At 64.4% G+C, this 22,026-nt stretch carries 20 protein-coding genes; 15 read left to right on the top strand and 5 right to left on the bottom strand.

Annotated features, from left to right (window positions below; translation table 11 throughout):
• Position 1: 1 nt before the first annotated feature.
• From gmk to CEW87_RS07310, 3 genes are all read right to left on the bottom strand, one after another.
• Positions 2-616 (bottom strand): guanylate kinase, encoded by a 615-nt coding sequence (gmk, locus tag CEW87_RS07320; RefSeq protein WP_108972090.1) that lies wholly within the window; start codon positions 614-616, stop codon positions 2-4.
• Between the two features lie 73 nt (positions 617-689).
• On the bottom strand, positions 690-1,595 hold the full coding sequence (locus CEW87_RS07315) for a DNA-binding response regulator (RefSeq protein ID WP_108972089.1): 906 nt from the start codon (positions 1,593-1,595) through the stop codon (positions 690-692).
• On the bottom strand, positions 1,592-4,954 hold the full coding sequence (locus tag CEW87_RS07310) for an ATP-binding protein (RefSeq protein ID WP_108972088.1): 3,363 nt from the start codon (positions 4,952-4,954) through the stop codon (positions 1,592-1,594). Before CEW87_RS07310 ends, CEW87_RS07315 begins: the two co-directional genes overlap by 4 nt.
• A gap of 294 nt (positions 4,955-5,248) precedes the next feature.
• Here CEW87_RS07310 and urtA point away from each other — a divergent pair, with 294 nt between their 5' ends.
• From urtA to CEW87_RS07260, 10 genes are all read left to right on the top strand, one after another.
• Complete coding sequence (gene urtA, locus CEW87_RS07305) at positions 5,249-6,505, top strand: urea ABC transporter substrate-binding protein (protein WP_108972087.1); 1,257 nt, start codon at positions 5,249-5,251, stop codon at positions 6,503-6,505.
• Positions 6,506-6,577: 72 nt separating this feature from the next.
• Complete coding sequence (gene urtB / locus CEW87_RS07300) at positions 6,578-7,492, top strand: urea ABC transporter permease subunit UrtB (protein ID WP_108972086.1); 915 nt, start codon at positions 6,578-6,580, stop codon at positions 7,490-7,492.
• A gap of 27 nt (positions 7,493-7,519) precedes the next feature.
• Positions 7,520-8,716: an urea ABC transporter permease subunit UrtC gene (gene urtC, locus CEW87_RS07295; RefSeq protein WP_108972085.1), complete on the top strand. Its 1,197-nt coding sequence runs from the start codon at positions 7,520-7,522 to the stop codon at positions 8,714-8,716.
• A gap of 21 nt (positions 8,717-8,737) precedes the next feature.
• Positions 8,738-9,481, top strand: coding sequence for an urea ABC transporter ATP-binding protein UrtD (gene urtD / locus CEW87_RS07290; protein ID WP_108972084.1), 744 nt, complete (start codon positions 8,738-8,740; stop codon positions 9,479-9,481).
• Positions 9,482-9,493: 12 nt separating this feature from the next.
• Positions 9,494-10,183 (top strand): urea ABC transporter ATP-binding subunit UrtE, encoded by a 690-nt coding sequence (gene urtE, locus CEW87_RS07285; RefSeq protein ID WP_108950177.1) that lies wholly within the window; start codon positions 9,494-9,496, stop codon positions 10,181-10,183.
• Positions 10,184-10,204: 21 nt separating this feature from the next.
• Positions 10,205-11,437, top strand: coding sequence for a formamidase (gene fmdA / locus CEW87_RS07280; RefSeq protein WP_108950176.1), 1,233 nt, complete (start codon positions 10,205-10,207; stop codon positions 11,435-11,437).
• A 68-nt stretch (positions 11,438-11,505) separates the two neighbouring features.
• Positions 11,506-11,847 (top strand): FmdB family zinc ribbon protein, encoded by a 342-nt coding sequence (locus tag CEW87_RS07275; RefSeq protein WP_108950175.1) that lies wholly within the window; start codon positions 11,506-11,508, stop codon positions 11,845-11,847.
• Between the two features lie 35 nt (positions 11,848-11,882).
• Complete coding sequence (locus CEW87_RS07270) at positions 11,883-12,920, top strand: aliphatic amidase (protein ID WP_108950174.1); 1,038 nt, start codon at positions 11,883-11,885, stop codon at positions 12,918-12,920.
• A 340-nt stretch (positions 12,921-13,260) separates the two neighbouring features.
• Positions 13,261-14,061: a CbbQ/NirQ/NorQ/GpvN family protein gene (locus tag CEW87_RS07265; protein ID WP_108972083.1), complete on the top strand. Its 801-nt coding sequence runs from the start codon at positions 13,261-13,263 to the stop codon at positions 14,059-14,061.
• Positions 14,045-15,685, top strand: coding sequence for a nitric oxide reductase activation protein NorD (locus CEW87_RS07260; RefSeq protein ID WP_108972082.1), 1,641 nt, complete (start codon positions 14,045-14,047; stop codon positions 15,683-15,685). The genes CEW87_RS07265 and CEW87_RS07260 overlap by 17 nt, the downstream gene beginning before the upstream one ends.
• A 4-nt stretch (positions 15,686-15,689) precedes the next feature.
• Here the strand turns inward: CEW87_RS07260 and CEW87_RS07255 are convergent, their stop codons facing one another.
• Both CEW87_RS07255 and CEW87_RS07250 read right to left on the bottom strand, forming a co-directional pair.
• Positions 15,690-16,580: an EamA family transporter gene (locus CEW87_RS07255; RefSeq protein ID WP_108972081.1), complete on the bottom strand. Its 891-nt coding sequence runs from the start codon at positions 16,578-16,580 to the stop codon at positions 15,690-15,692.
• A gap of 4 nt (positions 16,581-16,584) precedes the next feature.
• The gene (locus tag CEW87_RS07250; RefSeq protein WP_108972080.1) at positions 16,585-17,451 is read right to left on the bottom strand and encodes a YicC/YloC family endoribonuclease; all 867 of its coding nucleotides are present in this window, start codon (positions 17,449-17,451) and stop codon (positions 16,585-16,587) included.
• Positions 17,452-17,543: 92 nt separating this feature from the next.
• Between CEW87_RS07250 and CEW87_RS07245 the strand changes: the two genes are divergently transcribed.
• The 5 genes from CEW87_RS07245 to hemW are packed head-to-tail and all read left to right on the top strand — an operon-like array spanning position 17,544 to position 21,984.
• A complete protein-coding gene (locus tag CEW87_RS07245) occupies positions 17,544-18,491 on the top strand; it encodes a serine/threonine protein kinase (protein WP_108950169.1) in 948 nt (315 codons plus the stop codon).
• 11 nt (positions 18,492-18,502) lie between these two features.
• Positions 18,503-19,420 (top strand): PP2C family protein-serine/threonine phosphatase, encoded by a 918-nt coding sequence (locus CEW87_RS07240; protein ID WP_108972079.1) that lies wholly within the window; start codon positions 18,503-18,505, stop codon positions 19,418-19,420.
• Between the two features lie 17 nt (positions 19,421-19,437).
• Positions 19,438-20,154: a ribonuclease PH gene (rph, locus tag CEW87_RS07235; protein WP_108972078.1), complete on the top strand. Its 717-nt coding sequence runs from the start codon at positions 19,438-19,440 to the stop codon at positions 20,152-20,154.
• A 4-nt stretch (positions 20,155-20,158) separates the two neighbouring features.
• Complete coding sequence (rdgB, locus tag CEW87_RS07230; protein ID WP_108972077.1) at positions 20,159-20,755, top strand: RdgB/HAM1 family non-canonical purine NTP pyrophosphatase; 597 nt, start codon at positions 20,159-20,161, stop codon at positions 20,753-20,755.
• Positions 20,752-21,984, top strand: a complete 1,233-nt coding sequence (gene hemW / locus CEW87_RS07225; protein WP_108972076.1) for a radical SAM family heme chaperone HemW — start codon at positions 20,752-20,754, stop codon at positions 21,982-21,984. The genes rdgB and hemW overlap by 4 nt, the downstream gene beginning before the upstream one ends.
• Positions 21,985-22,026 lie beyond the last annotated feature (42 nt).

Below are 22,026 nucleotides of genomic sequence, written 5' to 3'. Positions count from 1 at the left end.
CTCAGTCCTGTTCAAGGAAATCAAAATACTGCGGGTGTCGCTGGTGCTGATTGGCGTTACGCAGGCGCGAAGCGCGAACGACGGCAACCAGATCTTCGAGCGCGACTTGCAACTCGTTGTTAATTATAACGTAGTCGAACTCGGCCACGTGCCGCATCTCGCCACGTGCGCCAAGCAGGCGGCGATTGATGACATCGTCACTATCCGTACCCCGTCCGCGCAGCCTGTTTTCCAGTTCATCGAGAGACGGCGGCAGGATGAACACCCCCACCGCGGCGGGAAATGCCTTGCGTACCTGCTGCGCACCCTGCCAGTCAATTTCCAGCAGCGTATCGCGCCCCAACTCGATCTGCTCCTTAAGCCAGACCTTGGAGGTCGCATAATAGTTTCCGTGCACCTCGGCCCATTCGAGAAACTCACCGCGGTCGCGCAGGGCACGGAACGTGGGTACGTCAACGAAGTGGTACTCACGCCCGTTCTGCTCGCCCGGGCGCGGCTCGCGGGTGGCGTAGGAGATGGACAACTGCACCTGCGGATCGCGTTCGAGCAGACCCCGCACCAGCGTGGTCTTGCCGGCGCCGGAAGGCGCGGTGACGATAAAAAGGGTTCCGGACATTTCAGGCTCTCACTATACGGCGCGCCGCTGGGACAATGCGGCGGAAAGTGAGGATTGTAACGCCCCCGGGCGCTCAGGGCTCCGGATCAAACTCGCGGATTGCCAGCGCGGCCGCAGCAGCGCGCGTTTCCACGCCCAGCTTCTCGAAAACGTGCTCAAGATGCTTGTTGACCGTGCGCGGACTCATCCCGAGGATGTCGCCAATGTCACGATTGGTCTTGCCCTTCGCGATCCACGACAGCACCTCGGTTTCGCGCCGGGTCAGCGTAGACAGCGCAGGCCGCGCGGGCTGGACATTGCCCGGCTGCCGCAGCGACAGAAAGATCATGGTCTCGCCTATTCCGGCAGGCCCCAGCGGGCGCAACTGCAGGCTCCGCCCATCGGGCATCACCCGGGTTTCGCCGCTATCCCGGGCGGGATCTGCAATCAGCCCCCGCAGCCATTCCGCCGCCGCCTCCGCACTGCCAAAGAGCACGGTGAGCCAGCCCTCGGCCTGCGGCGACTGCCAGGCAATCCGCCCCAGTCCGTCGAGCAACACCACGCCGTGGCCTCCGATATCCAGCGCCTCGCGCGACAGTCGTGCAAGCCGCGCGTTACGCGCATGCGTGGCCAGGCGCGCAAGGACCTCGGGAATCCGGACCGGCTTCACCACATAGTCCACGCCGCCCGCAGCGAAGCCGGCAAGCACATCCTCCGTTTCAGCCAGCCCGGTCATGAAGATGACCGGAACATGCGCGTAGGCATCGACTGCCTTGATCCGGCGGCAGACCTCGAAACCGTCCATGCCCGGCATGACTGCATCCATCAGGATTGCATCCGGCACACTGAGATCGAGCAGACGCAAGGCCGATTCGCCGCCGGAGGCAACGAGCACGGTATAACCCGCCTGGTCCAGCGCCTGAACCAGAAAATCCAGGCTCGACGGCATGTCGTCCACCAGAAGAACGACGCGTTCGACCTCCGGGATCTCCACCGTCATGACGCGGGCACTCCGAGATAGTCCATACAACGCTCCAGCTCATAGTTATCGATCAGGGCGGAAAGATGTTCGCACGCGGCAGTCACGCCCGGTGCGCCAGCGGCAATGCGCTGCAACTCCCGCCGCGCACCCTGCACATGACCGATTCTGAGCAGTGCGGTAAGACTGGCCCGATCATCGGCCGCAAGCGTGTTCTCCGGCAGCTCGGCGCCCGCACTCTCCCGCGGCGGGCGCTCGGCGCGCAACCAGTCGATCTCCAGCACGGCCCCCAGGCAGGCGAGCAGTTCCGACTCGCGCACCGGCTTGCTGACGAAACCCTGGCACTGCGCTGCGAGCAGTTGCTCGGGGCGGTTGTCGAATACATTGGCCGAAACCATGATGATCGGACAGCGATGACCGGCAGTACGAATCCGGTGTGCGCAGGTCCAGCCGTCCATGCCGCTCATGCTGATGTCGAGCAGCACCACGTCGGGCACCTCGGTTTCGAGCAGGGACAGGCAGTCGGCGCCGCTTGCGGCCTCTGTGCAGAGAAAGCCCAGCGGATTGAGCAGCCCGATGATCAGTTGCCGGTGGTCGGCCTCGTCATCGACCACCAATACCCTGCACCGCTGCCCGCCATATCCGGTCACCGCGGTCATGACCTGAGTGTCGCCCTGATCCGCGGTCTGCGCCGGGAGGTAGATGCGCACCCCGAAATAACTCCCCTTGCCCGGCTCGCTGCGCACACTGAGCTCGCCGCCCATCAACTCGGTCAGCAACTGTGTGATGGTCAGCCCCAGTCCGGTTCCCGGCTCCCGGTTCTGCACACCGCTGCGCTCGAAGGGCAGGAAGATGCGCTCAAGATCCTCATCCGCAATGCCAACGCCACTGTCGATGACCTCGAAACGCGCAACGTCTGCACGGTAGCTGATGCGCAGCAGCACCTCGCCACGCAGCGTGAACTTGACCGCATTCACCAGCAGGTTGATCAGGATCTGGCGCAGCCGCTTGAGGTCAGCGCGCACGAGACCGGGCAAGCCGGCACCCAGCTCCACGCGAAAGCCAAGCTGCTTCGCCGCGGCCATCGGCCCCACCATGCGCTCGAGATCGTCGATGAACTCGGGCAGATCGAACACCGTGGGGTCGAGCGTCAGGCGTCCCGCTTCGATGCGCGCAAGATCGAGCAGGCCGTCGATCAGGCTGGCGAGATGCTCTCCGCTGCGATGAATGGTGGACACCGAGCGCAACTGGTCGCGCTCCAGCCTGACGTCGTGAATGAGAATCTGCGCATAGCCGAGAATGCTGTTGAGTGGTGTGCGCAGCTCATGACTGACCCCCGTGACGTAGCGCGTCTTGGCACGGTTGGCCGACTCCGCGAGCTCCTTGGCCTGCTGCAGGGCGACATCGGTCTGGCGGTGCGCCTCGATCTCCCGGCTCAGCAGCAGGTTCTGGCGATTCGACTCATCCTCGGCAAGCTGCCGGCTCTCGCTGCTCAGCACCATCCACCAGGCCCCCACCGCAGCCAGCAGCGCCATCATGCTGAAGCTCTTGCCGAATGCGCTGCGAAGAAAATGATCGACGTCCGGATTGAAGCCCGCCGTCACGGTCGCCTGGTAGTAGTTGATGCCCAGTACGGTGCCGATGAGCAGAAAGAGGCTGCACAGCAGCAGCATGTAGTGCCCGACACGGAAGTTGAAGCGTCGCGAAATGGCGACCGGCAGCAGCACGGTCAGCAGGCGCTGCACCTGCTCGGTTACCCGCGCGCCGGCCTTGCAGCGATCGTGGCAGCGTGATTCGAGGGTGCAGCACAGCGAGCAGATCGGCGCCCCGTAGGCCGGACAGGCGGCCATGTCTTCCGATTCGAACTGGTTTTCGCACACCACGCACCCCACCATCTCGCCCGGGCGCCAGGCGGGATGACTCTGACGCGCCAGGTAGTAGCGTCCGCGCGTCAGCCACGCGATCACCGGGGCGCACAGAAACGCCAGAAACAGGGCGATGAATGGCGAATACGCCTGCGCCATGGGTCCGAAGGAACCCGAGTAGGCAATGATCGCCACCGTCGCCGCAATCAGCATGGCGCCCGGGCCCACCGGATTGATGTCGAAAAGATGGGCACGCTTGAACTCGATATGGGCAGGCGACAGGCCGAGTGGCTTGTTGATCACCAGATCGGCCACCAGCGCCCCGACCCAGGCCACCGCGACGTTTGCATACAGCCCCAGCACCGGCTCCAGCGCCTGGAATACGCCGAACAGCATCAGCAGCGTGGCGATCAGGACATTGAATACCAGCCACACCACGCGCCCGGGGTGGCTGTGCGTGGCACGTGCAAAGAAATTGGACCACGCCAGCGATCCGGCATAGGCGTTGGTCACGTTGATCTTGATCTGGGAAATGATCACGAACACGGTGGTCGCCGCGACCGCCCAGAACGGTTCTGCAAACACATAGCCGTAGGCAGCGAGGTACATCTGCGTGGGCTCGGTGGCATTTGACGGGCGGATCTCGTGCTGCAGGGCGAGGAAGGCGAGAAAGGCACCGCCCAGCATCTTGAGCATGCCGGGCACGATCCATCCCGGGCCGGCAACGATGACGGCCGACCACCAGCGCCGACGGTTGAACGCGGTCTTCTCAGGCATGAAGCGCAGGAAGTCCACCTGCTCGCCAATCTGCACGATGAGCGCAAACGCCACGGTTGCCGCTGAGCCGAACATCATCCAGTCAAAGCCGCTGTCACCGGAAGTACGTCCGGTCATGCCGACAAAATCGACGAAAGCCTGCGGCTGTTTGAACAGGATGAAAACGAAAGGGCCAAGCCACAGCAACAGCCACACAGGCTGGGTCCACCACTGCAGGCGTGAAATGAACGTGACCCCGTAGATGACCATTGGCACGACGACCACCGCAGACACGACGTAGCACCAGGCAATCGGCCAGTCGAAGGCCATCTGCAGCGCAAGCGCCATGATGGCCGCTTCGAGGGCGAAGAAGATGAAGGTGAAGGTCGCGTAGATCAGCGAGGTAAAGGTCGAACCGAGGTAGCCGAAACCCGCCCCACGGGTCAGCAGGTCCATGTCGACGCCGTAGCGGGCAGCGTAATAGCTGATCGGCAGCCCGGTCAGAAAGGTCAGCAATCCCACCACCAGAATCGCGATCAGCGCATTGGCGAAACCATAGTTGACCACCATGGTGCCGCCAATCGCCTCCATCGCCAGAAAGGACACGGCGCCGAACGCGGTGTTGGCAACGCGGAACTCCGACCAGCGGCGGAATGAGCGCGGGGTGTAGCGAAGTGCGTAGTCCTCGAGCGTCTCGTTGGCGACCCAGGTGTTGTAGTCGCGACGGACCCTGAAGATGCGCTGCGTGTTTGCAGGCATGGGTCTGGGCGGCAATGAAAGAGTGACTCCTCAAGCAAGACGCGCTCCACACCCGCCACCACCGGTGAGAGCACGGCCAACCCGGCGACCTGCGCCGCCTGCTGCCTGCCGCGTCAAGGGTTGTGCCCGTTTCTGGTGCAACCACGCACCACTCTGAGGCTGTCCTCACTACGTCAAACGACGTATTGGGACTACGCACCCCTGCGAATAGATTGTGCGCAGCAGCAACGCCGCTGCAATCCGGATGCGGCGCCATGCCGACGCTTTTCATTCCCGCAGAGCAAGGAGTCATCCATGTCTTCAAAGTCTGACCAGAACAAGATTTCCCTCGACCGTCGCCGTCTGCTGCAAGGGCTCGCGGCACTGCCCCTGGTAAGCATGTCCGGTATCAGCTTCGGCCAGCAGCTCCCGACAGCCAAGGTCAACACCACCGGCCTCGCGGTCACCGACACCGAAGTCACCGTCGGCCAGCTTCACTCCGGCACCGGCACGATGGCGATTTCCGAAACCGGCTCGATCCAGGCCGAACAGCTGGCAATCGACGAAATCAACGCCATGGGCGGCATCCTCGGCCGCAAGATCAAGGTCATCAAGGAAGACGGCGCCTCCGACTGGCCGACCTTCGCCGAAAAGTCGCGCAAGCTGCTGGTCAACGACAAGGTGGCGACCGTGTTCGGCTGCTGGACCTCCGCCTCGCGCAAGGCCGTGCTGCCGATCTTCGAGAAGGAAAACGGCCTGCTCTACTACCCGACCTTCTACGAAGGCCTGGAGCAGTCGAAGAACGTCATCTACACCGGCCAGGAAGCCACGCAGCAGATCATCTGGGGCCTGGACTGGGCACAGAAGGAAAAATCGGCGAAGAAGTTCTTCCTCGTCGGCTCGGACTACATCTGGCCGCGTACCTCGATGAAGATCGCGCGCAAGCACATCGAGAACTTCCAGAAGGGCAGCGTCGTCGGCGAAGAGTACTACCCGCTCGGCAACACCAACTTCAACTCCCTGATCAACAAGATCAAGATCGCCAAGCCCGACTGCATCTTCTGCGCCGTGGTGGGTGGCTCCAACGTCGCCTTCTACAAGCAGCTCAAGGCCGCGGGCATCACCGCGAACAAGCAGTTCCTGCTCACCCTGTCGGTCACCGAAGACGAAATGCTCGGCATCGGCGGCGAGAACTTCGAGGGCTTCTATGCCTCGATGAAGTACTTCCAGTCGCTTGAGAACGAGAACAACAAGAAGTTCGTCGCCGCCTTCAGGGCCAAGTACGGACCCAAGGCGGTCATCGGCGACGTCACCCAGGCGGCCTATCTCGGGCCATGGCTGTGGAAGGCGGCAGTCGAAAAGGCAGGCAGCTTCGATGTCGACAAGGTCGTCGCGGCCTCGCCTGGCATCGAACTCAAGACCGCACCGGAAGGCTATGTGAAGGTTCACGAGAACCATCACCTGTGGAGCAAGACCCGCATCGGCATGGGTCAGGCCGATGGCCAGTTCAAGGTTGTGGCCGAATCCCCCGAGCTGATCGAACCGAACCCCTTCCCCAAGGGCTACCAGTAAGACAGGCATCCGCCGCGGTACATGCCGCGGCGGTTTTCGGCCGTTCAGTGCATCAACTCCCGGAGCTCCGTCATGACATTCGACGAAATCTACAACATCACCCTGATGCAGGGTTTTGCAGGTCTGAGCCTGTTTGCGGTGCTGCTGCTGATGGGACTCGGCCTCGCGATCATCTTCGGCCAGATGGGCGTCATCAACATGGCGCACGGCGAGTTCATGACCATCGGCGCCTACACCATCTTCCTGTTTTCCAGCCTCACCGAATCCCTCGCCCCCGGCCTGATTCAGGTCTACTTCCCGGTCGCGATCCTGTGTGCCTTCCTGATCGCCTTCGCCTTCGGCTGGCTGGCCGAGTGGGCATTGATCCGGCATCTGTACAAGCGCCCGCTCGACACCCTGCTCGCCACCTGGGGCCTGTCGCTGGGCATGCAGCAACTGTTCCGCTCCACCTTCGGCCCCAAGGAAGTCAGCCCGACGCTGCCTGACTGGCTGATGGGCTCATGGGCGCCGACCGAGGGCCTCGACATCCCCATCAATGGCATGTTCGTGCTCGCCCTGACCATCTTCGTGACCGGCTGCGTGCTGCTCGCGCTGTACAAATCGCGCTGGGGCCTGCGTGTTCGCGCCACGGTCGCCAACCGCACCATGGCCAACGCCATCGGCATCAACACCACGCGCACCGACCGTCTGACCTTCGCCATCGGCTGCGGCGTCGCCGGTGTGGCGGGCGCGGCCTTCACCACGATCGGCTCCACCGGACCGACCAGCGGCTCGCTCTACATCGTGGACGCCTTCCTCGTCGTGACCTTCGGCGGTGCGGCCAGCCTGTGGGGGACGGTGGTCTCGGCCTTCGGCATCGCACAGACACAGTCGATCTCGGAGTTCTTCCTCAGCGGCTCGAACGCCAAGGTGCTGACCCTGCTGATGATCGTGACCATCCTGATGCTGCGCCCGCAAGGTCTGTTTGCAGCCAAGGTCCGTCGCTGACCCCCCGCCCATTCCGGAGAGCCAACCATGAATGCAATCAAGAACTGGGTGATGCGAGGCGGCTACGGCAGCTTCGTGATCCTCGCCCTCATCCTGCTGGTAGCGTTTCCGCTGCTGATGGACATCTTCCGTCTCAACCTCGTGGGCAAGTACCTGACCTACGGTTTCGTGGCCATCGGTCTGGTCATGCTGTGGGGCTACGGCGGCGTGCTCAGCCTCGGCCAGGGCGTGTTCTTCGGTCTCGGGGGCTACGCCATGGCGATGTTCCTCAAGCTCGAAGCATCCGACCCCGAGAGCACCGCCATTCAATCGACGCCGGGCATTCCCGACTTCATGGACTGGAATCAGCTCACCGAACTGCCGATGTGGTGGCTCCCGTTCAAGTCGCTGCCACTGACCCTGATTGCGGTGATCGCGGTTCCCACGCTGCTGGCCTTCATCATCAGCTACGCGATGTTCAAGCGCCGCGTCGGCGGGGTGTACTTCGCCATCATCACCCAGGCCGTGGCGCTGATCCTGACCGTACTGATCATCGGCCAGCAGGGCTTCACCGGCGGGGTCAACGGCATGACCGACCTCAAGACCCTGATGGGCTGGGACATCCGCGACGACAGTTCCAAGTACATCCTGTACTTCGTCAATGTGGGTCTGCTGCTCGGCGCCATCCTGCTGTGCCGCTGGATCCAGATCAGCAAGCTCGGCACCCTGCTGCTGGCGATGCGCGACAAGGAAGACCGGGTGCGCTTCTCCGGTTATGACGTGTCGATGTTCAAGGTCTTCGCCTTCTGCCTGGCCGCGGCACTGTCGGCGGTCGGCGGGGCGATGTTCACGCTGCAGGTCGGTTTCATGTCGCCCTCCTTCGTCGGCATCGTGCCGTCGATCGAGATGGTCATCTTCGCCGCCATCGGAGGGCGCATGAGCCTGGTGGGCGCGGTGTACGGCACCTTGCTGGTGAACTTCGGCAAGACCTACTTCTCCGAGAGCTTCCCCGACCTGTGGCTGTTCCTGATGTCGGCACTCTTCATCAGCGTGGTGATGGTCTTCCCCAACGGCCTCGCCGGTCTGTACGAGTCCCACGTCAAACCCCGTCTGACGCGGCGCAAGCCTGTAGCGCCGGAAGCCCCCGCCAGCGCAACCAGCGAAGCCCGCCCCCCCGCCACCCCATCTTCTGCAGAGGCCGGCGACATGGGCCTGGGCGGGAAGATCAGCAGCCAGTCCGCCTGACCTGCAACGGAGAAACAGACCATGAGCAATACCGACTTCGTGCTCGCCGTTGAAGACCTGACGGTGTCATTCGACGGCTTCAAGGCCATCGACAACCTCAACCTCTATCTCGACCGTGGTGAGTTGCGCGTGGTGATCGGGCCGAACGGCGCGGGTAAGACCACCTTGCTCGACCTGATCTGCGGCAAAACGCGGGCCTCGGCCGGCAGCATCAAGTTCAAGAACGAGGAGATGACCAAGCTCTCCGAGCACATGATCGTGCGCGCCGGCATCGGACGGAAGTTTCAGACGCCGTCGATCTACGAAAACCTGAGCGTGTTCAAGAACCTCGAGGTGTCATTCCCGCGCGGCCGCGGCGTGTTCGGTGCGCTCGGCTTCAAGTGTGACGACGAGGTGCGCAACAAGGTGATGGAGGTGGCGGAGATGATCGGCCTCTCCGATCGTCTCGAACTGGAGTCCGGCCTGCTCTCGCATGGCCAGAAGCAATGGCTCGAGATCGGCATGCTGCTGATGCAGGACCCGGAACTGCTGATGCTCGACGAGCCCATCGCCGGCATGAGTGCCCGCGAACGCGAGCTCACCGCCGACCTTCTGCTGCGCATCTGCAAGAACCGCTCGGTCATCGTCATCGAGCACGACATGGCCTTCGTGTCGCGCATCGCACACAAGGTCACCGTCATGCACCAGGGAAAGATCCTTGCCGAAGGATCGATGGAAAAAGTGCAGGCCGATCCCAAGGTCATCGACGTCTATCTCGGCCACTGACAGGAGCCAATCATGCTGAACGTATCGGATGTCGTGGTGAATTACGGTCAGAGCGAGGCGCTGCACGGCATCTCGTTCAAGGCCGAACGCAATGAGGCCATCGCCATCATGGGCCGCAACGGAATGGGCAAGACCACCCTGTTCAAGTCCCTGATGGGCGTGCTGCCCATCCGCTCGGGCTCGGTCGAGGTGGACGGGCAGGAGGTGTCGAAGGACGAGAGCTATCGTCGTGTCGCCAAAGGCATCGCCTACGTGCCCCAGGGCCGGATGATCTTTCCGACGCTGACCGTGGAAGAGAACATCCAGACCGGTCTCGAGAACTCGAAGACCAAGCATATCCCCGAGGAAATCTACGCCCTCTTCCCGGTGCTGTGGGACATGCGCCGCCGCAAGGGCGGCAACCTCTCGGGCGGACAGCAGCAGCAGCTCGCCATTGCGCGCGCGTTGGTCACCGACCCCAAGGTCCTGCTGCTCGACGAACCCACCGAAGGCATCCAGCCCTCGATCATCAAGGACATTGCCAAGGCGCTGAACGAGATCCGCAAGCTGCGCCAGATCACCATCGTGGTCTCAGAGCAGGTCCTTTCCTTTGCCATGGACGTCGCGGACCGCCTGTTCGTCATCGAAGGCGGTCGTCTGGTCCATGAAAGCACGCGCGCGGATACCGACGAGGCGCGTATCAAGCAGTTCCTTTCGGTTTAACTCACACCAAAGAGGTATGCCATGCCTGAAACTCTGATCAAGGTCGATCTCAAGCAGTCCCCGTATGAAAACGAGATGGTCCACAACCGCTGGCACCCGGATATTCCCATGGCCTGCTGGGTCAAGCCGGGCGACGATTTCGTGCTCGAAACCTATGACTGGACCGGTGGCGCGATCAAGAACGACGACGACGCTGCCGACGTGCGCGATGTCGATCTGTCCACCGTGCACTTCCTGTCCGGCCCGGTCGGCGTCGAAGGTGCCGAGCCGGGCGACCTGCTGGTGGTCGACCTGCTCGACATCGGCGCCCGCGACGACAGCCTGTGGGGCTTCAACGGCTTCTTCTCCAAGACCAATGGCGGTGGCTTCCTCACCGAGCACTTCCCCCATGCACAGAAGTCGATCTGGGACTTCGAAGGCATGTTCACCAAGAGCCGCCACATTCCCGGCGTGAACTTCGCCGGCCTGATCCACCCCGGCCTGATCGGCTGCCTGCCCGACCAGAAGATGCTCGACATGTGGAACGAGCGCGAAGTGGACTTCATCGCCACCCAGCCCGACCGCGTGCCGCCGCTGGCCAACCCGCCGGCCCCGAAGACCGCCCACATGGGCAAGATGCAGGGCGAAGCACGCGACAAGGCCGCAGCCGAAGGCGCACGCACGGTGCCGCCGCGCGAACACGGCGGCAACTGCGACATCAAGGATCTGTCGCGCGGCGCGAAGATCTTCTTCCCGGTCTATGTAAAGGGCGCCGGTCTGTCGGTGGGCGACCTGCACTTCTCGCAGGGCGATGGCGAGATCACCTTCTGCGGCGCCATCGAGATGGCCGGCTGGGTGCACATGCGTGTGTCGCTGATCAAGGGCGGCATGGAGAAGTACGCGATCAAGAATCCGATCTTCAAGCCCAGCCCGATCACGCCGAACTACAAGGACTACGTCATCTTCGAGGGCATCTCGGTGGATGAGGAAGGCAAGCAGCACTATCTGGACGTGCATGTCGCCTATCGCCAGGCCTGCCTCAACGCCATCGAGTATCTGAAGAAGTTCGGCTATTCGGGCGCGCAGGCCTACTCGCTGCTCGGTACTGCGCCGGTGCAGGGCCACATCAGTGGCGTGGTCGATATTCCGAACGCCTGCGCGACCCTGTGGCTGCCGACCGAGATCTTCGAGTTCGACATCAACCCCAACGCATCGGGTCCGACCAAGTTCATCACCGGCACGGCCGACCTGCCGATCGCCTACGACAAGGTCTGAGCCTGACCATCGCTGCGCGCCCTCGCGGCGCGCAGCGCTTTGCCCTGCAAGATTCGAGGAGTTCCGGGATGCCTACTTACGAATACCGCTGTGACGACTGCGGCGACTTCACGGCCTACCGCCCGATCGCCGTGCGCAACGACCCGTGCATCTGCCCGTACTGCGGCAAGGGCTCGGAGCGCGTGATCCTCAGCGCGCCGACGCTGGCGACGATGTCATCCACCAACCGCATCGCCCACGCCACCAACGAACGCGCCGCGCACGCGCCCAGAACCAGCGCCGAACACCACGCCACCCATCGTCACGGGCCGGGCTGCGGATGCGGATCGGGCCTCTCCAAATCGACCGTCAAGAGCCCCGACGGTGCCAAGACCTTCCCTACCAAGCGCCCGTGGATGATCAGCCATTGATGGCGCACTGAAACCCAGTTTCGAGGACACGCAAGATGAGACACGGAGATATTTCCAGCAGCAAGGACTGCGTCGGCGTTGCAGTCGTCAACTACAAGATGCCCCGCCTGCATACCAAGGCAGAGGTCATCGCCAACGCCCGCAAGATCGCCGACATGGTAGTCGGCATGAAGCGCGGCCTGCCCGGCATGGACCTGGTGGTGTTTCCCGAGTACTCGACCCACGGCATCATGTATGACCCCAAGGAGATGTACGACACCGCCGCGGCCATTCCCGGCGAGGAAACCGAGATCTTTGCCGCCGCCTGCCGCACGGCCAAGGTGTGGGGCGTGTTCTCGCTCACCGGCGAGCGCCACGAAGAGCACCCGAACAAGGCCCCGTACAACACCCTGATCCTGATGAACGACCAGGGCGAGATCGTGCAGAAGTACCGCAAGATCATGCCCTGGGTGCCCATCGAGGGCTGGTATCCGGGCGACTGCACCTATGTGTCCGACGGCCCCAAGGGCATGAAGATCAGCCTCATCATCTGCGACGACGGCAACTACCCCGAGATCTGGCGCGACTGCGCAATGAAGGGCGCCGAGCTGATCGTGCGCTGTCAGGGCTACATGTATCCGGCCAAGGATCAGCAGGTGCTGGTGGCCAAGGCCATGGCGTGGATGAACAACTGCTACGTTGCCGTGGCCAATGCCTCGGGCTTCGACGGCGTGTATTCCTACTTCGGCCACTCCGCGATCGTCGGCTTCGACGGCCGCACGCTGGGCGAATGCGGTGAGGAGGACATGGGCATCCAGTACGCCGAGCTGTCGACCAGCCTGATTCGCGACTTCCGCAAGAACGCGCAGTCGCAGAACCACCTGTTCAAGCTGCTGCACCGTGGCTACACCGGCAAGATCAACTCCGGCGAGGAAGCCGCTGGCGTCGCCGCCTGTCCCTACGGTTTCTACGCCGACTGGATCAACGATCCCGAAGGCACGCGCAAGAAGGTGGAGGCCATCACCCGCAGCACGGTGGGCACGCCCGAATGCCCGATCGACGGCATTCCGAACCAGGAACCGGAACACCGCTGAAACGACCGTCTTCATCGACTGTAGCCGGAGCGGGGTGGGTGACGGATCGGCTCATGCGGGCCTCGCCCTTCGGGTTCCCGCAGTCGCCCCCGCCATCCCGGCCGGGCCGGAACTCGCTGCGCTCAAACAGCCGGCCCGGACATCCCCGGGATGCCAGGACCGACTGCGGCGGGCCCGAAATCGCCGCTCCGTCACCCACCCCGCTCCGACCGACGTTTGTGCCCAGTTCGCCGAAAACCGAGAGCCACACAGTGCTTCACACTACCCGTTGACCGCGGACCGCGGCCAGCCAAAAGCAGATTCGAACAGCGCACTCAACGCAAAAACCGGACCAGCAATAATGGACCTCTCCGACTACCGTTTCAGCGCAGAACCCTACTACCGTCCGGTCGGCCACGAGATCGCGCTCTACGAGCACGCCTACGCCCACCGCCTGCCCCTGATCCTGAAAGGGCCCACCGGCTGTGGCAAGACGCGCTTCGTCGAATACATGGCCTGGCGCCTGGGCAAGCCGCTGATCACCCTCGCCTGCAACGAAGACATGACCGCAGCCGACCTCGTCGGGCGCTTCCTGCTCGACGCCGACGGCACCCACTGGCACGACGGCCCGCTGACCGTGGCCGCCCGCCGCGGAGCCATCTGCTATCTCGACGAAGTGGTCGAGACGCGCCAGGACACCACCGTGGTGATCCACCCGCTCACCGACTCGCGGCGCAAGCTGCCGCTCGACCGCAAGGGTGAAGTGGTCACGGCACATCCAGACTTCCAGCTCGTGGTGTCCTACAACCCGGGCTACCAGAGCAGTGCGAAGAGCCTCAAGCCCTCCACCCGCCAGCGCTTTGCCGCACTCGAGTTCGATTATCCGGACGCAAGCGCCGAAGCCGAAATCGTCGCCCACGAAGCTCGAATCGAGCCCGCGCTTGCCGCCACCTTGGTCGATATCGCCCGTCACTCGCGCGCGCTGCGTGCCCGCGGCCTGGACGAAGGCATCTCCACCCGGATGCTGGTCTATGCCGGCGTGCTCATCCGCGATGGACTGCCAGCGGCCGAGAGCTGCCACATGGCCATGACCAGCGCCATCACCGACGACCCCGATCTGCGTCAGGCCCTGCAGGACATCGTGGATGCCTGCCTCGGCTGAGTCCTTGCCTGCGGCGGATACCGCTTCGCGCAGCCTGGAGTCCCTCGGCCACCTCATCGACGCGCTGAGCGGGCGCCGGATAGACGTTCAATGGCTTACGGCCGACCAGCCCGGATCGGAACAGTCACGCCCGATCCTGCGCGCCGACAGGCTCCTGCTGCCGGCAGACACCGACGATGATCTGCGCCTCGCCGCCATCGCGCATGCTGCTGCCCATCTGCTGTTCTCGCCCGCGGCGCAGGCGGTGGGCAAGCTCAAGCCGATGGGTATCGCCATGGCCTCGACCATCGAGGATGCTCGCGTCGAGCGTCTGTTGATCGCACGCTACCCGGGGCTGCGCGCCCCGCTGCTGCACCAGGCCAGGCTCGCCTGCCGGCAGCCGCAGGGTCCGGAGGGCAGCTTTCCCGACCTCGTCGCCCGGCTTCACCTGGCGCTGCTCGACCCCAGCCACGAGGACGACGGTTACTGGGTCAGCAAGGGTCGGGGCCTTTTCGAAGCGCAAGCCGCACGACTCGACGATCCGGCCGCGTTGCGCGCCGTCGCCTCGGTGCTCGCCAACGACCTTGGTCAGATGCGGGTGCGGATGAACCTGCAGGGCTATGCCGTCCCCTATGCGCACGGCGACGACAACAGCTATCTGTGGATGTTCGACAAGACAGGCGAGCAGGCCACGGCCAGTGTCGACGCCCCGTCCGCACCGGCGGGCAGCCGCAGCAACCAGAGCGCGTCGCCGCAGGAGATCATTCTCGCCCGCTACCCCTACCCGGAATGGGACTACCGGCTCGAGCGCGAGCGCGTGCGCTGGAGCACCGTGGTCGAACGCAGCACCCCGCCTCCAGCAGGGCCCCACACCGCCACCCGGCACCGCTCCGGAACCGCGCCCCACCGCGTGACGCAACTGGATCACCGTGTACGCCTGCGCAGGCAGCAGGAGGGTGAGGACATCGACCTCGACGCCGCCACCGAGCTGATGATCGACCGCCGCATCGGCGCGCCGCCCGAGCCGCGCATCCACCGCCGCAGCGGCCGCAGCCCGCGCCGCCGAAGCCTGCTGCTGTTGCTCGACCTGTCCACCTCAGCCAACGACGTGATCGACGCCGATGGCACCACCGTGCTCGATCTCGAGCGTGAAGCCGCCATCGCACTGCAGGCGGCGGCCATCCGCAGCGGCGACCGGGTGGCGGTGCACGGCTTTTCGTCTAACACCCGCGAGCAGGTCGATTACCTGCGCCTGAGCGAATTCGGCATGGACGATCCCGGACGGCTCGAGCAGACGCTGAGCGGCGTGCACGCGCGCCACTCCACCCGCATGGGCGCGGCCATCCGCCACGCGGTGACGTGCATGCGCGACGAGCGCGAAGGCAGCCGGCACCTGGTGCTGCTCAGCGACGGCGAAGCCTCGGACATCGACGTATTCGACGACGCCTACCTGCGTGAAGACGCCGCCGCCGCAGTGCGTGAGGCGCGCAAGGCGGGCATCCATGTCTTCTGCCTCGCGCTCGACAGCCAGGCCGGCGACGCCCTGCGCCGGGTGTTCGGCCATGGCAACTACCGCACCGTGCTGCGCCCTGCGGCCCTGTCGCGGGCACTGACACAACTGCACGAGCAACTGGGCCGACGCTGAAGGCTCAAGCCATCCGCTTCAAGCGCGCCATGATTCGCGCGCCGAACAGATTGACCGCAAGCCCCGCCATCAGGAGCGCGCCGCCGGCGAAGTGGACCGGCTGCAGCTCTTCGCCATAGACCACCCATCCGGTCGTCAGGCCTACCACCGGCACCAGCAAGGAGAACGGTGCGACCTGGTTGGCCGGGTAGCGCGACAACAGCCGGCTCCAGATGCCGTAGCCCAGCAGCGTTGCGACCCAGGCGAGATAGGCGATGGCAGCAGCGGATTGCAGGCTGAACGCGGCAAGCGCGTGCCCGATGGCCGTCGGCCCCTCGATCAGAAGCGACAGCAGCAGGAAAGGCAGCGGCGGCACCAGGCTGGCCCACACCACCAGCGCCTGCATGTCCACCGGACCGTGGCGCCCGATCTCGCGCGTCACGATATTGCCGGCGGCCCACATCGACGCAGCCAGCAGGGTCAGCAGAAAGCCGCCAAGCGGCATGCTCACGCCGTGGGCGGATCCGATCAGCGCCAGACCGCAGGCCGCCAGCACCAGCCCGCCCAGCTGGCTTGGACGCCACGTCTCCTTGAGCCAGAAGGCGGCAAAGAGCATGGTGAAGAAGGCCTGCGACTGCAGCACCAGTGATGCCAGGCCGGACGGCATGCCGACATGGATGGCGGTGAACAGAAAGGCGAACTGCCCCACCGAAATCGTCAGCCCGTAAGCCAGCAAGAGGCGCAAGGGCACGTCCGGGCGACGGAACAGCAGCACCGCCGGGAAGGCCGCGGCGACAAAGCGCAAGGCGCCGAGCAGCAATGGGGGCAGCTCGGACACGCCCGCCTTGATGACCACGAAATTCACACCCCACACCACAACCACCAACAAGGCCAGCAGCAAGTCGCGCGGGGTCATTTTTCTACTCCAGGTTCTGAACCTGCTCGCGGATCTGTTCGATCAGCACCTTCATCTCCATCGCCACCGCCGTGATGTCGGTTGCCGGCGATTTTGAAGCCAGGGTGTTGGCCTCGCGATTGAGCTCCTGCATCAGGAAGTCGAGACGCTTGCCGGCCGAACCCCCTGCCTTGAGGATGCGCTCGAGCTCGTCGAGGTGCGTGGTGAGGCGGGTGAGCTCTTCGGCCACGTCGATGCGCTGAGCGTAAAGCGCAACTTCCTGGCGGATGCGATCTTCGTCCAGCGTGGCCACCGCATCGCGCAGGCGGGCGGTGAGCTTGTTCTGATACTCGACGACGATCGCCGGCATGCGCGGCGTGGCAAGCTCCACCAGTTCGCGCATGCGCGTGATGCGCTCGCGGATCATCTCGGCCAGCTTCTCACCCTCGCGCCCGCGGGTGGCGACGAGCTCGTCGAGCGCCGCGCGCGCCAGCTCGGCAATGGCCGGCTGCATCTGCTCGAAGGTCACGCCATCATCGGCCAGCATGCCCGGCCAGCGCAGCAACTCGCCCACCGACATCGGCTTGGCCGACGGAAACTGCGCCTGCACCTTGGTCTGGGCGTCGGCGAGCTGGGCCAGCAGACCACTATTGAGCGCCAGCGTGCGCGGCGCAGCATTGTTGGTCTGCAGGTTCAGACGGCACTCGACCTTGCCCCGGCTGAGGCGGCCGGTGATCTGCTCGCGAATCGCGGGCTCGGCCTGGCGCAGATCTTCGACAATGCGGAAGTTGAGGTCCAGATAGCGGGAGTTGACGCTGCGCAGCTCTAGATGAAGGCTAACGGGGCCTAGGTCACGGGTTTGCACCGCGAAGCCTGTCATGCTGTGAATCATGGGTAGGGTCTCCGGGAACCTGCTGCGATCGTTTACACTGCAGGGCCCTGTCAGATGAAGCTGCGGAAAGCCGAATATTAGCGCCCTCGAAGATGCCGCCTCAAGCAAACTGCGCACTCCCCTCCGGCTTTCAACTCGATCATTACAAGATCGAGCGCCAGCTATCGCTCGGCGGCTTCTCCATTGTGTATCTCGCTTACGATACCGACGGCACGCCGGTCGCGATCAAGGAGTACCTGCCGAACTCGCTCGCCCTGCGCAAGGACGGCGAGATCGAACCGCAGGTCTCGGACGAAAACCAGCCCGCCTTCCGCTACGGCATGAAGTGCTTTTTCGAGGAAGGGCGCTCGCTGGCCAAGCTGATGCATCCCAACGTTGTGCGCGTGCTCAACTTCTTCCGCGCCAACCAGACGGTGTACATGGTGATGCAGTTCGAGCGCGGCCGCACCCTTCACGACTACATCCAGAAACACAAGGGCGAAGTGCGCGAGCGCTTCATCCGCGGCGTGTTCACGCGCATGCTCAACGGCCTGCGCGAAGTGCATGCGCACAAGCTGCTGCACCTCGACATCAAGCCATCGAACATCTACCTGCGTGCAGACAGCACGCCGGTGCTGCTCGACTTCGGCGCCGCGCGCCAGACGCTGGCGCTCGAGCAGCCGATGCTCAAGCCGATGTACACCCCCGGCTTCGCCTCGCCCGAGCAGTTCGGCAACCGCGAAGCCCTCGGGCCGTGGAGCGACATCTACAGTGTCGGCGCCAGCATGTATGCCTGCATCGTCGGCACCGCGCCGCTGCGCTCGGACGAGCGCATCAAGCGCGATACCGTACAACCGGTATCAAAAACGCATGCCGGCAAGTATTCTGAACAGCTATTGGAGCTGGTCGAGTGGTGCCTGCACCTCGACCCCCTGAAGCGTCCGCAAAGCGTCTACTCGTTGCAGAAGGCGCTGATGCAAAAGCAGGCGGGCGAAGCCATGCCGGCGACCTGGTTTACCGACCTCGGGTCCCGGCTCAAAACCTTCATCGGCAAGGGCTGAGGGAGCACGTCGTGAGATTCACCATCTTCCAGGAAAGCCGTATCGGCAAACGCAAGACCAATCAGGACCGCATCGCCTACTGCTACTCGCGCGACGCCCTGATCATGGTGCTTGCCGACGGCATGGGTGGCCACCTCCATGGCGAGGTCGCCTCTCATATTGCCGTGCAGTACATCACTCAGGCCTTCCAGCGCGAGGCCCAGCCCAAGCTGGAAGACCCAGCGCTGTTCCTGTCGCGGGTGCTGTCGAGCGCGCACCATGCCATCCTCGACTACGCCCTCGACAAGAATCTGCCCGAGGCGCCGCGCACGACCATCGTCGTCTGCGTGGTGCAGGAAGGCTACGCGCACTGGGCTCATGCCGGCGACTCGCGTCTCTACCTGCTGCGCCAGGGCAGGATCAACGTGCAGACCCGCGACCACTCGCGCGTGCAGCTGATGATGGATCAGGGCCTGCTCGACGCGGAAGGCGCGGCGACCCACCCCGGGCGCAACCGCATCTACTCCTGCCTGGGTGGCACCCATCCGCCGCAGATCGAGTTCTCGCGCCGCACCCTGCTGCAGGACGGCGACATCATCGCCATCTGCTCGGACGGCGTATGGGGGCCAGTGGGCAATCAGGGCCTGCTGCGCGGCCTGACCGGAACCAATCTGCTCGAGGCCGTTCCGAAGCTCATGTCCGAGGCCGAGACGCTTGCCGGCGCAACCTGCGACAACCTGTCGATGGTCACCATGTGCTGGCACGACGATCTGGGCGAGGCCGTGCCCGACTCGGTATCCACCCAGACCATGGCTCTGCACGACTTCACCACGCAGATGGAAGCCTTCCAGCGCACCCGTAGCCCGGTCAGCGCGGCAGACCTCACCGACGACGAAATCGAACGCGCCATCTCCGAGATCAACTCGGCCATCAAGAAATTCACCAAGTAAAGCAACAGGAATCTGCAATGCGACCCAGTCAACGCAAGCCCGATCAACTCCGCCCCGTCCGCATCACCCGCGGCTTCACCCGTCACGCCGAAGGTTCGGTGCTGGTCGAGTTCGGTGAAACCCGGGTGCTGTGCACTGCCAGCGTGGAAGAAACCGTGCCGGGCTTCCTGCGCGGCAAGGGTCAGGGCTGGCTCACCGCCGAATACGGCATGCTGCCGCGTGCCACTCATACCCGCAGCGCGCGTGAAGCGGCCAAGGGCAAGCAAAGCGGCCGCACCCAGGAAATCCAGCGCCTGATCGGCCGCAGCCTGCGTGCAGTGGTCGACCTCACCGCGCTCGGCGAACGCCAGATCACCATCGACTGCGACGTGCTGCAGGCCGATGGTGGCACCCGCACGGCTGCCATCACCGGCGCCTGTGTCGCGGTACGCGATGCGCTCGACAAGCTGGTCGCCGACGGCAAGCTTGCCACCAGCCCGATGACCGACTTCGTGGCCGCCGTATCGGTGGGCATCTACAAGGGCACACCGGTGCTCGACCTCGACTACGATGAAGATTCCGACTGCGACACCGACATGAATGTGGTCATGACCGGCGCCGGCGGTCTCATCGAAGTGCAGGGCACGGCCGAAGGCGCTGCCTTTTCGCGTACCGAACTCAACGCCCTGCTCGATCTCGCCGAGGCCGGCATCGGTCGCCTGACCGAACTGCAACAGGCTGCACTAGGGGGTTGAAACCATGAGCCAGCGTCTCGTTCTCGCCAGCAACAACGCCAAGAAAGCCGCCGAAATGCAGGCGCTGCTCGCGCCGCTCGGCATCGAGGTGGTGCCGCAATCCGAACTTGGCGTTTCTGAAGCCGAAGAGCCCCACGCCACCTTCGTCGAGAATGCGCTCGCCAAGGCCCGCCATGCCTCGGCGGCCACCGGGCTGCCGGCCATCGCCGACGACTCCGGCCTGTGCGTCACCGCGCTCGGCGGCGCCCCCGGCGTGCACTCGGCACGCTTCGCCGGCGAGCCGAAATCCGATGCGCGCAACAACCTGCTGCTGCTCGACAAGCTCGCCAACGAGACCGACCGCACAGCGTATTTCTATTCTGCCGTCGTGCTCGTACGCCACGCTCAGGACCCGCGCCCGCTGATCGCCGACGGCGAATGGCATGGCGAAATCCTCGAAGCGCCGCGTGGCGACAGCGGCTTCGGCTACGACCCGCTGTTCTGGCTGCCCGATCTCGAACAGACCGCCGCCGAACTCGACGCTGCGCTCAAGAACACGCTCAGCCATCGCGGCGCGGCCATGCGTCATCTGCTCGACAGCCTCGCCGCCCATCCGCTGTGAGTGATCGCCGCATCATCACGCTGACGCCGGCCCCGCCCGCCGTCAGCGCCCGCCCCGACGCCATCGAAAAACCCCAGCTCAGCGCCTCGCCCCCGCTGTCGCTGTACGTTCATTTCCCGTGGTGCGTGCGCAAATGCCCGTACTGCGACTTCAACTCGCACACTCGTCGCAGCAGCGACGGCAGCCTGCCCGAGGATGCGTGGCTCGACGCCGTCATTGCCGACGTCGAATCCGCACTGCCACAAGTCTGGGGCCGTCGCGTACTCAGCATCTTCATTGGTGGCGGCACGCCCAGCCTGATGTCCGCCGCCACCCTCGACCGCCTGCTCGTCGCCCTGCGCATGCGCCTGCAGCTCGACCCGATGGCCGAGATCACCCTCGAAGCCAACCCCGGCACCTTCGAGTCCGAACGCTTCCGCGACTACCGCGCCGCCGGCGTCAATCGGCTGTCGATCGGCATCCAGAGCTTCGACGACACCATGCTCAAGCGCCTCGGGCGCATTCACGACAGCGGTGAAGCGCGCCGTGCCATCGACATCGCCCAGCAGCACTTCGAGCGCATCAACCTCGACCTGATGTACGCCCTGCCCGAGCAAACGCTCGAAGGCGCACTCAAGGATCTCGACAGCGCGCTCGCCACCGGCGTCAGCCACCTGTCGTGCTACCACCTCACGCTCGAACCCAACACGCCCTTCGCCCACACGCCGCCCTCGCTGCCGGACGACGATCTCTCCGCCGACATGCAGGACGCCATCGAAGCGCGCCTGGCCGACGCCGGCTTCAGGCACTACGAAACCTCCGCATTTGCCCGCCCCGGCCAGGAATGCCGCCACAACCTCAACTACTGGGCGTTTGGCGACTACCTCGGCGTCGGCCCCGGCGCTCACGGCAAGCTATCCAGCCACGAAGGCATCGTGCGCGAGATGCGCCACAAGCACCCCGGCCGCTACCTCGAAGGCGCCGCCAAAGGCGACTTCATCCAGGAGCGCCGCGACGTCGGCACCACCGAACTCCCCTTCGAATTCATGATGAACGCCCTGCGCCTCACCGGCGGCGTGCCCCACACCCTGTTCGCCGAACGCACCGGCCTGCCGCTGGCCAGCATCGAAGCCGAACTCATCGACGCCCGCAAACGCGGCCTGCTGGACACCGCCAACAACACCCTGCGCCCCACCGAGCAAGGCCGCCGCTTTCTGAACGATCTGCTGCAGGTCTTTCTGCGCGACTGAACCCCACGCCGCTTCATTGACCCACTAAGGCCGAATGGACTT

The sequence above is a fragment of the Parazoarcus communis genome, assembly GCF_003111665.1.
Lineage (GTDB): Bacteria > Pseudomonadota > Gammaproteobacteria > Burkholderiales > Rhodocyclaceae > Parazoarcus > Parazoarcus communis_B.
The sequence above is the reverse complement of the archived record's forward strand: the minus strand, read 5'-3'. Positions and strand labels throughout refer to the sequence as shown.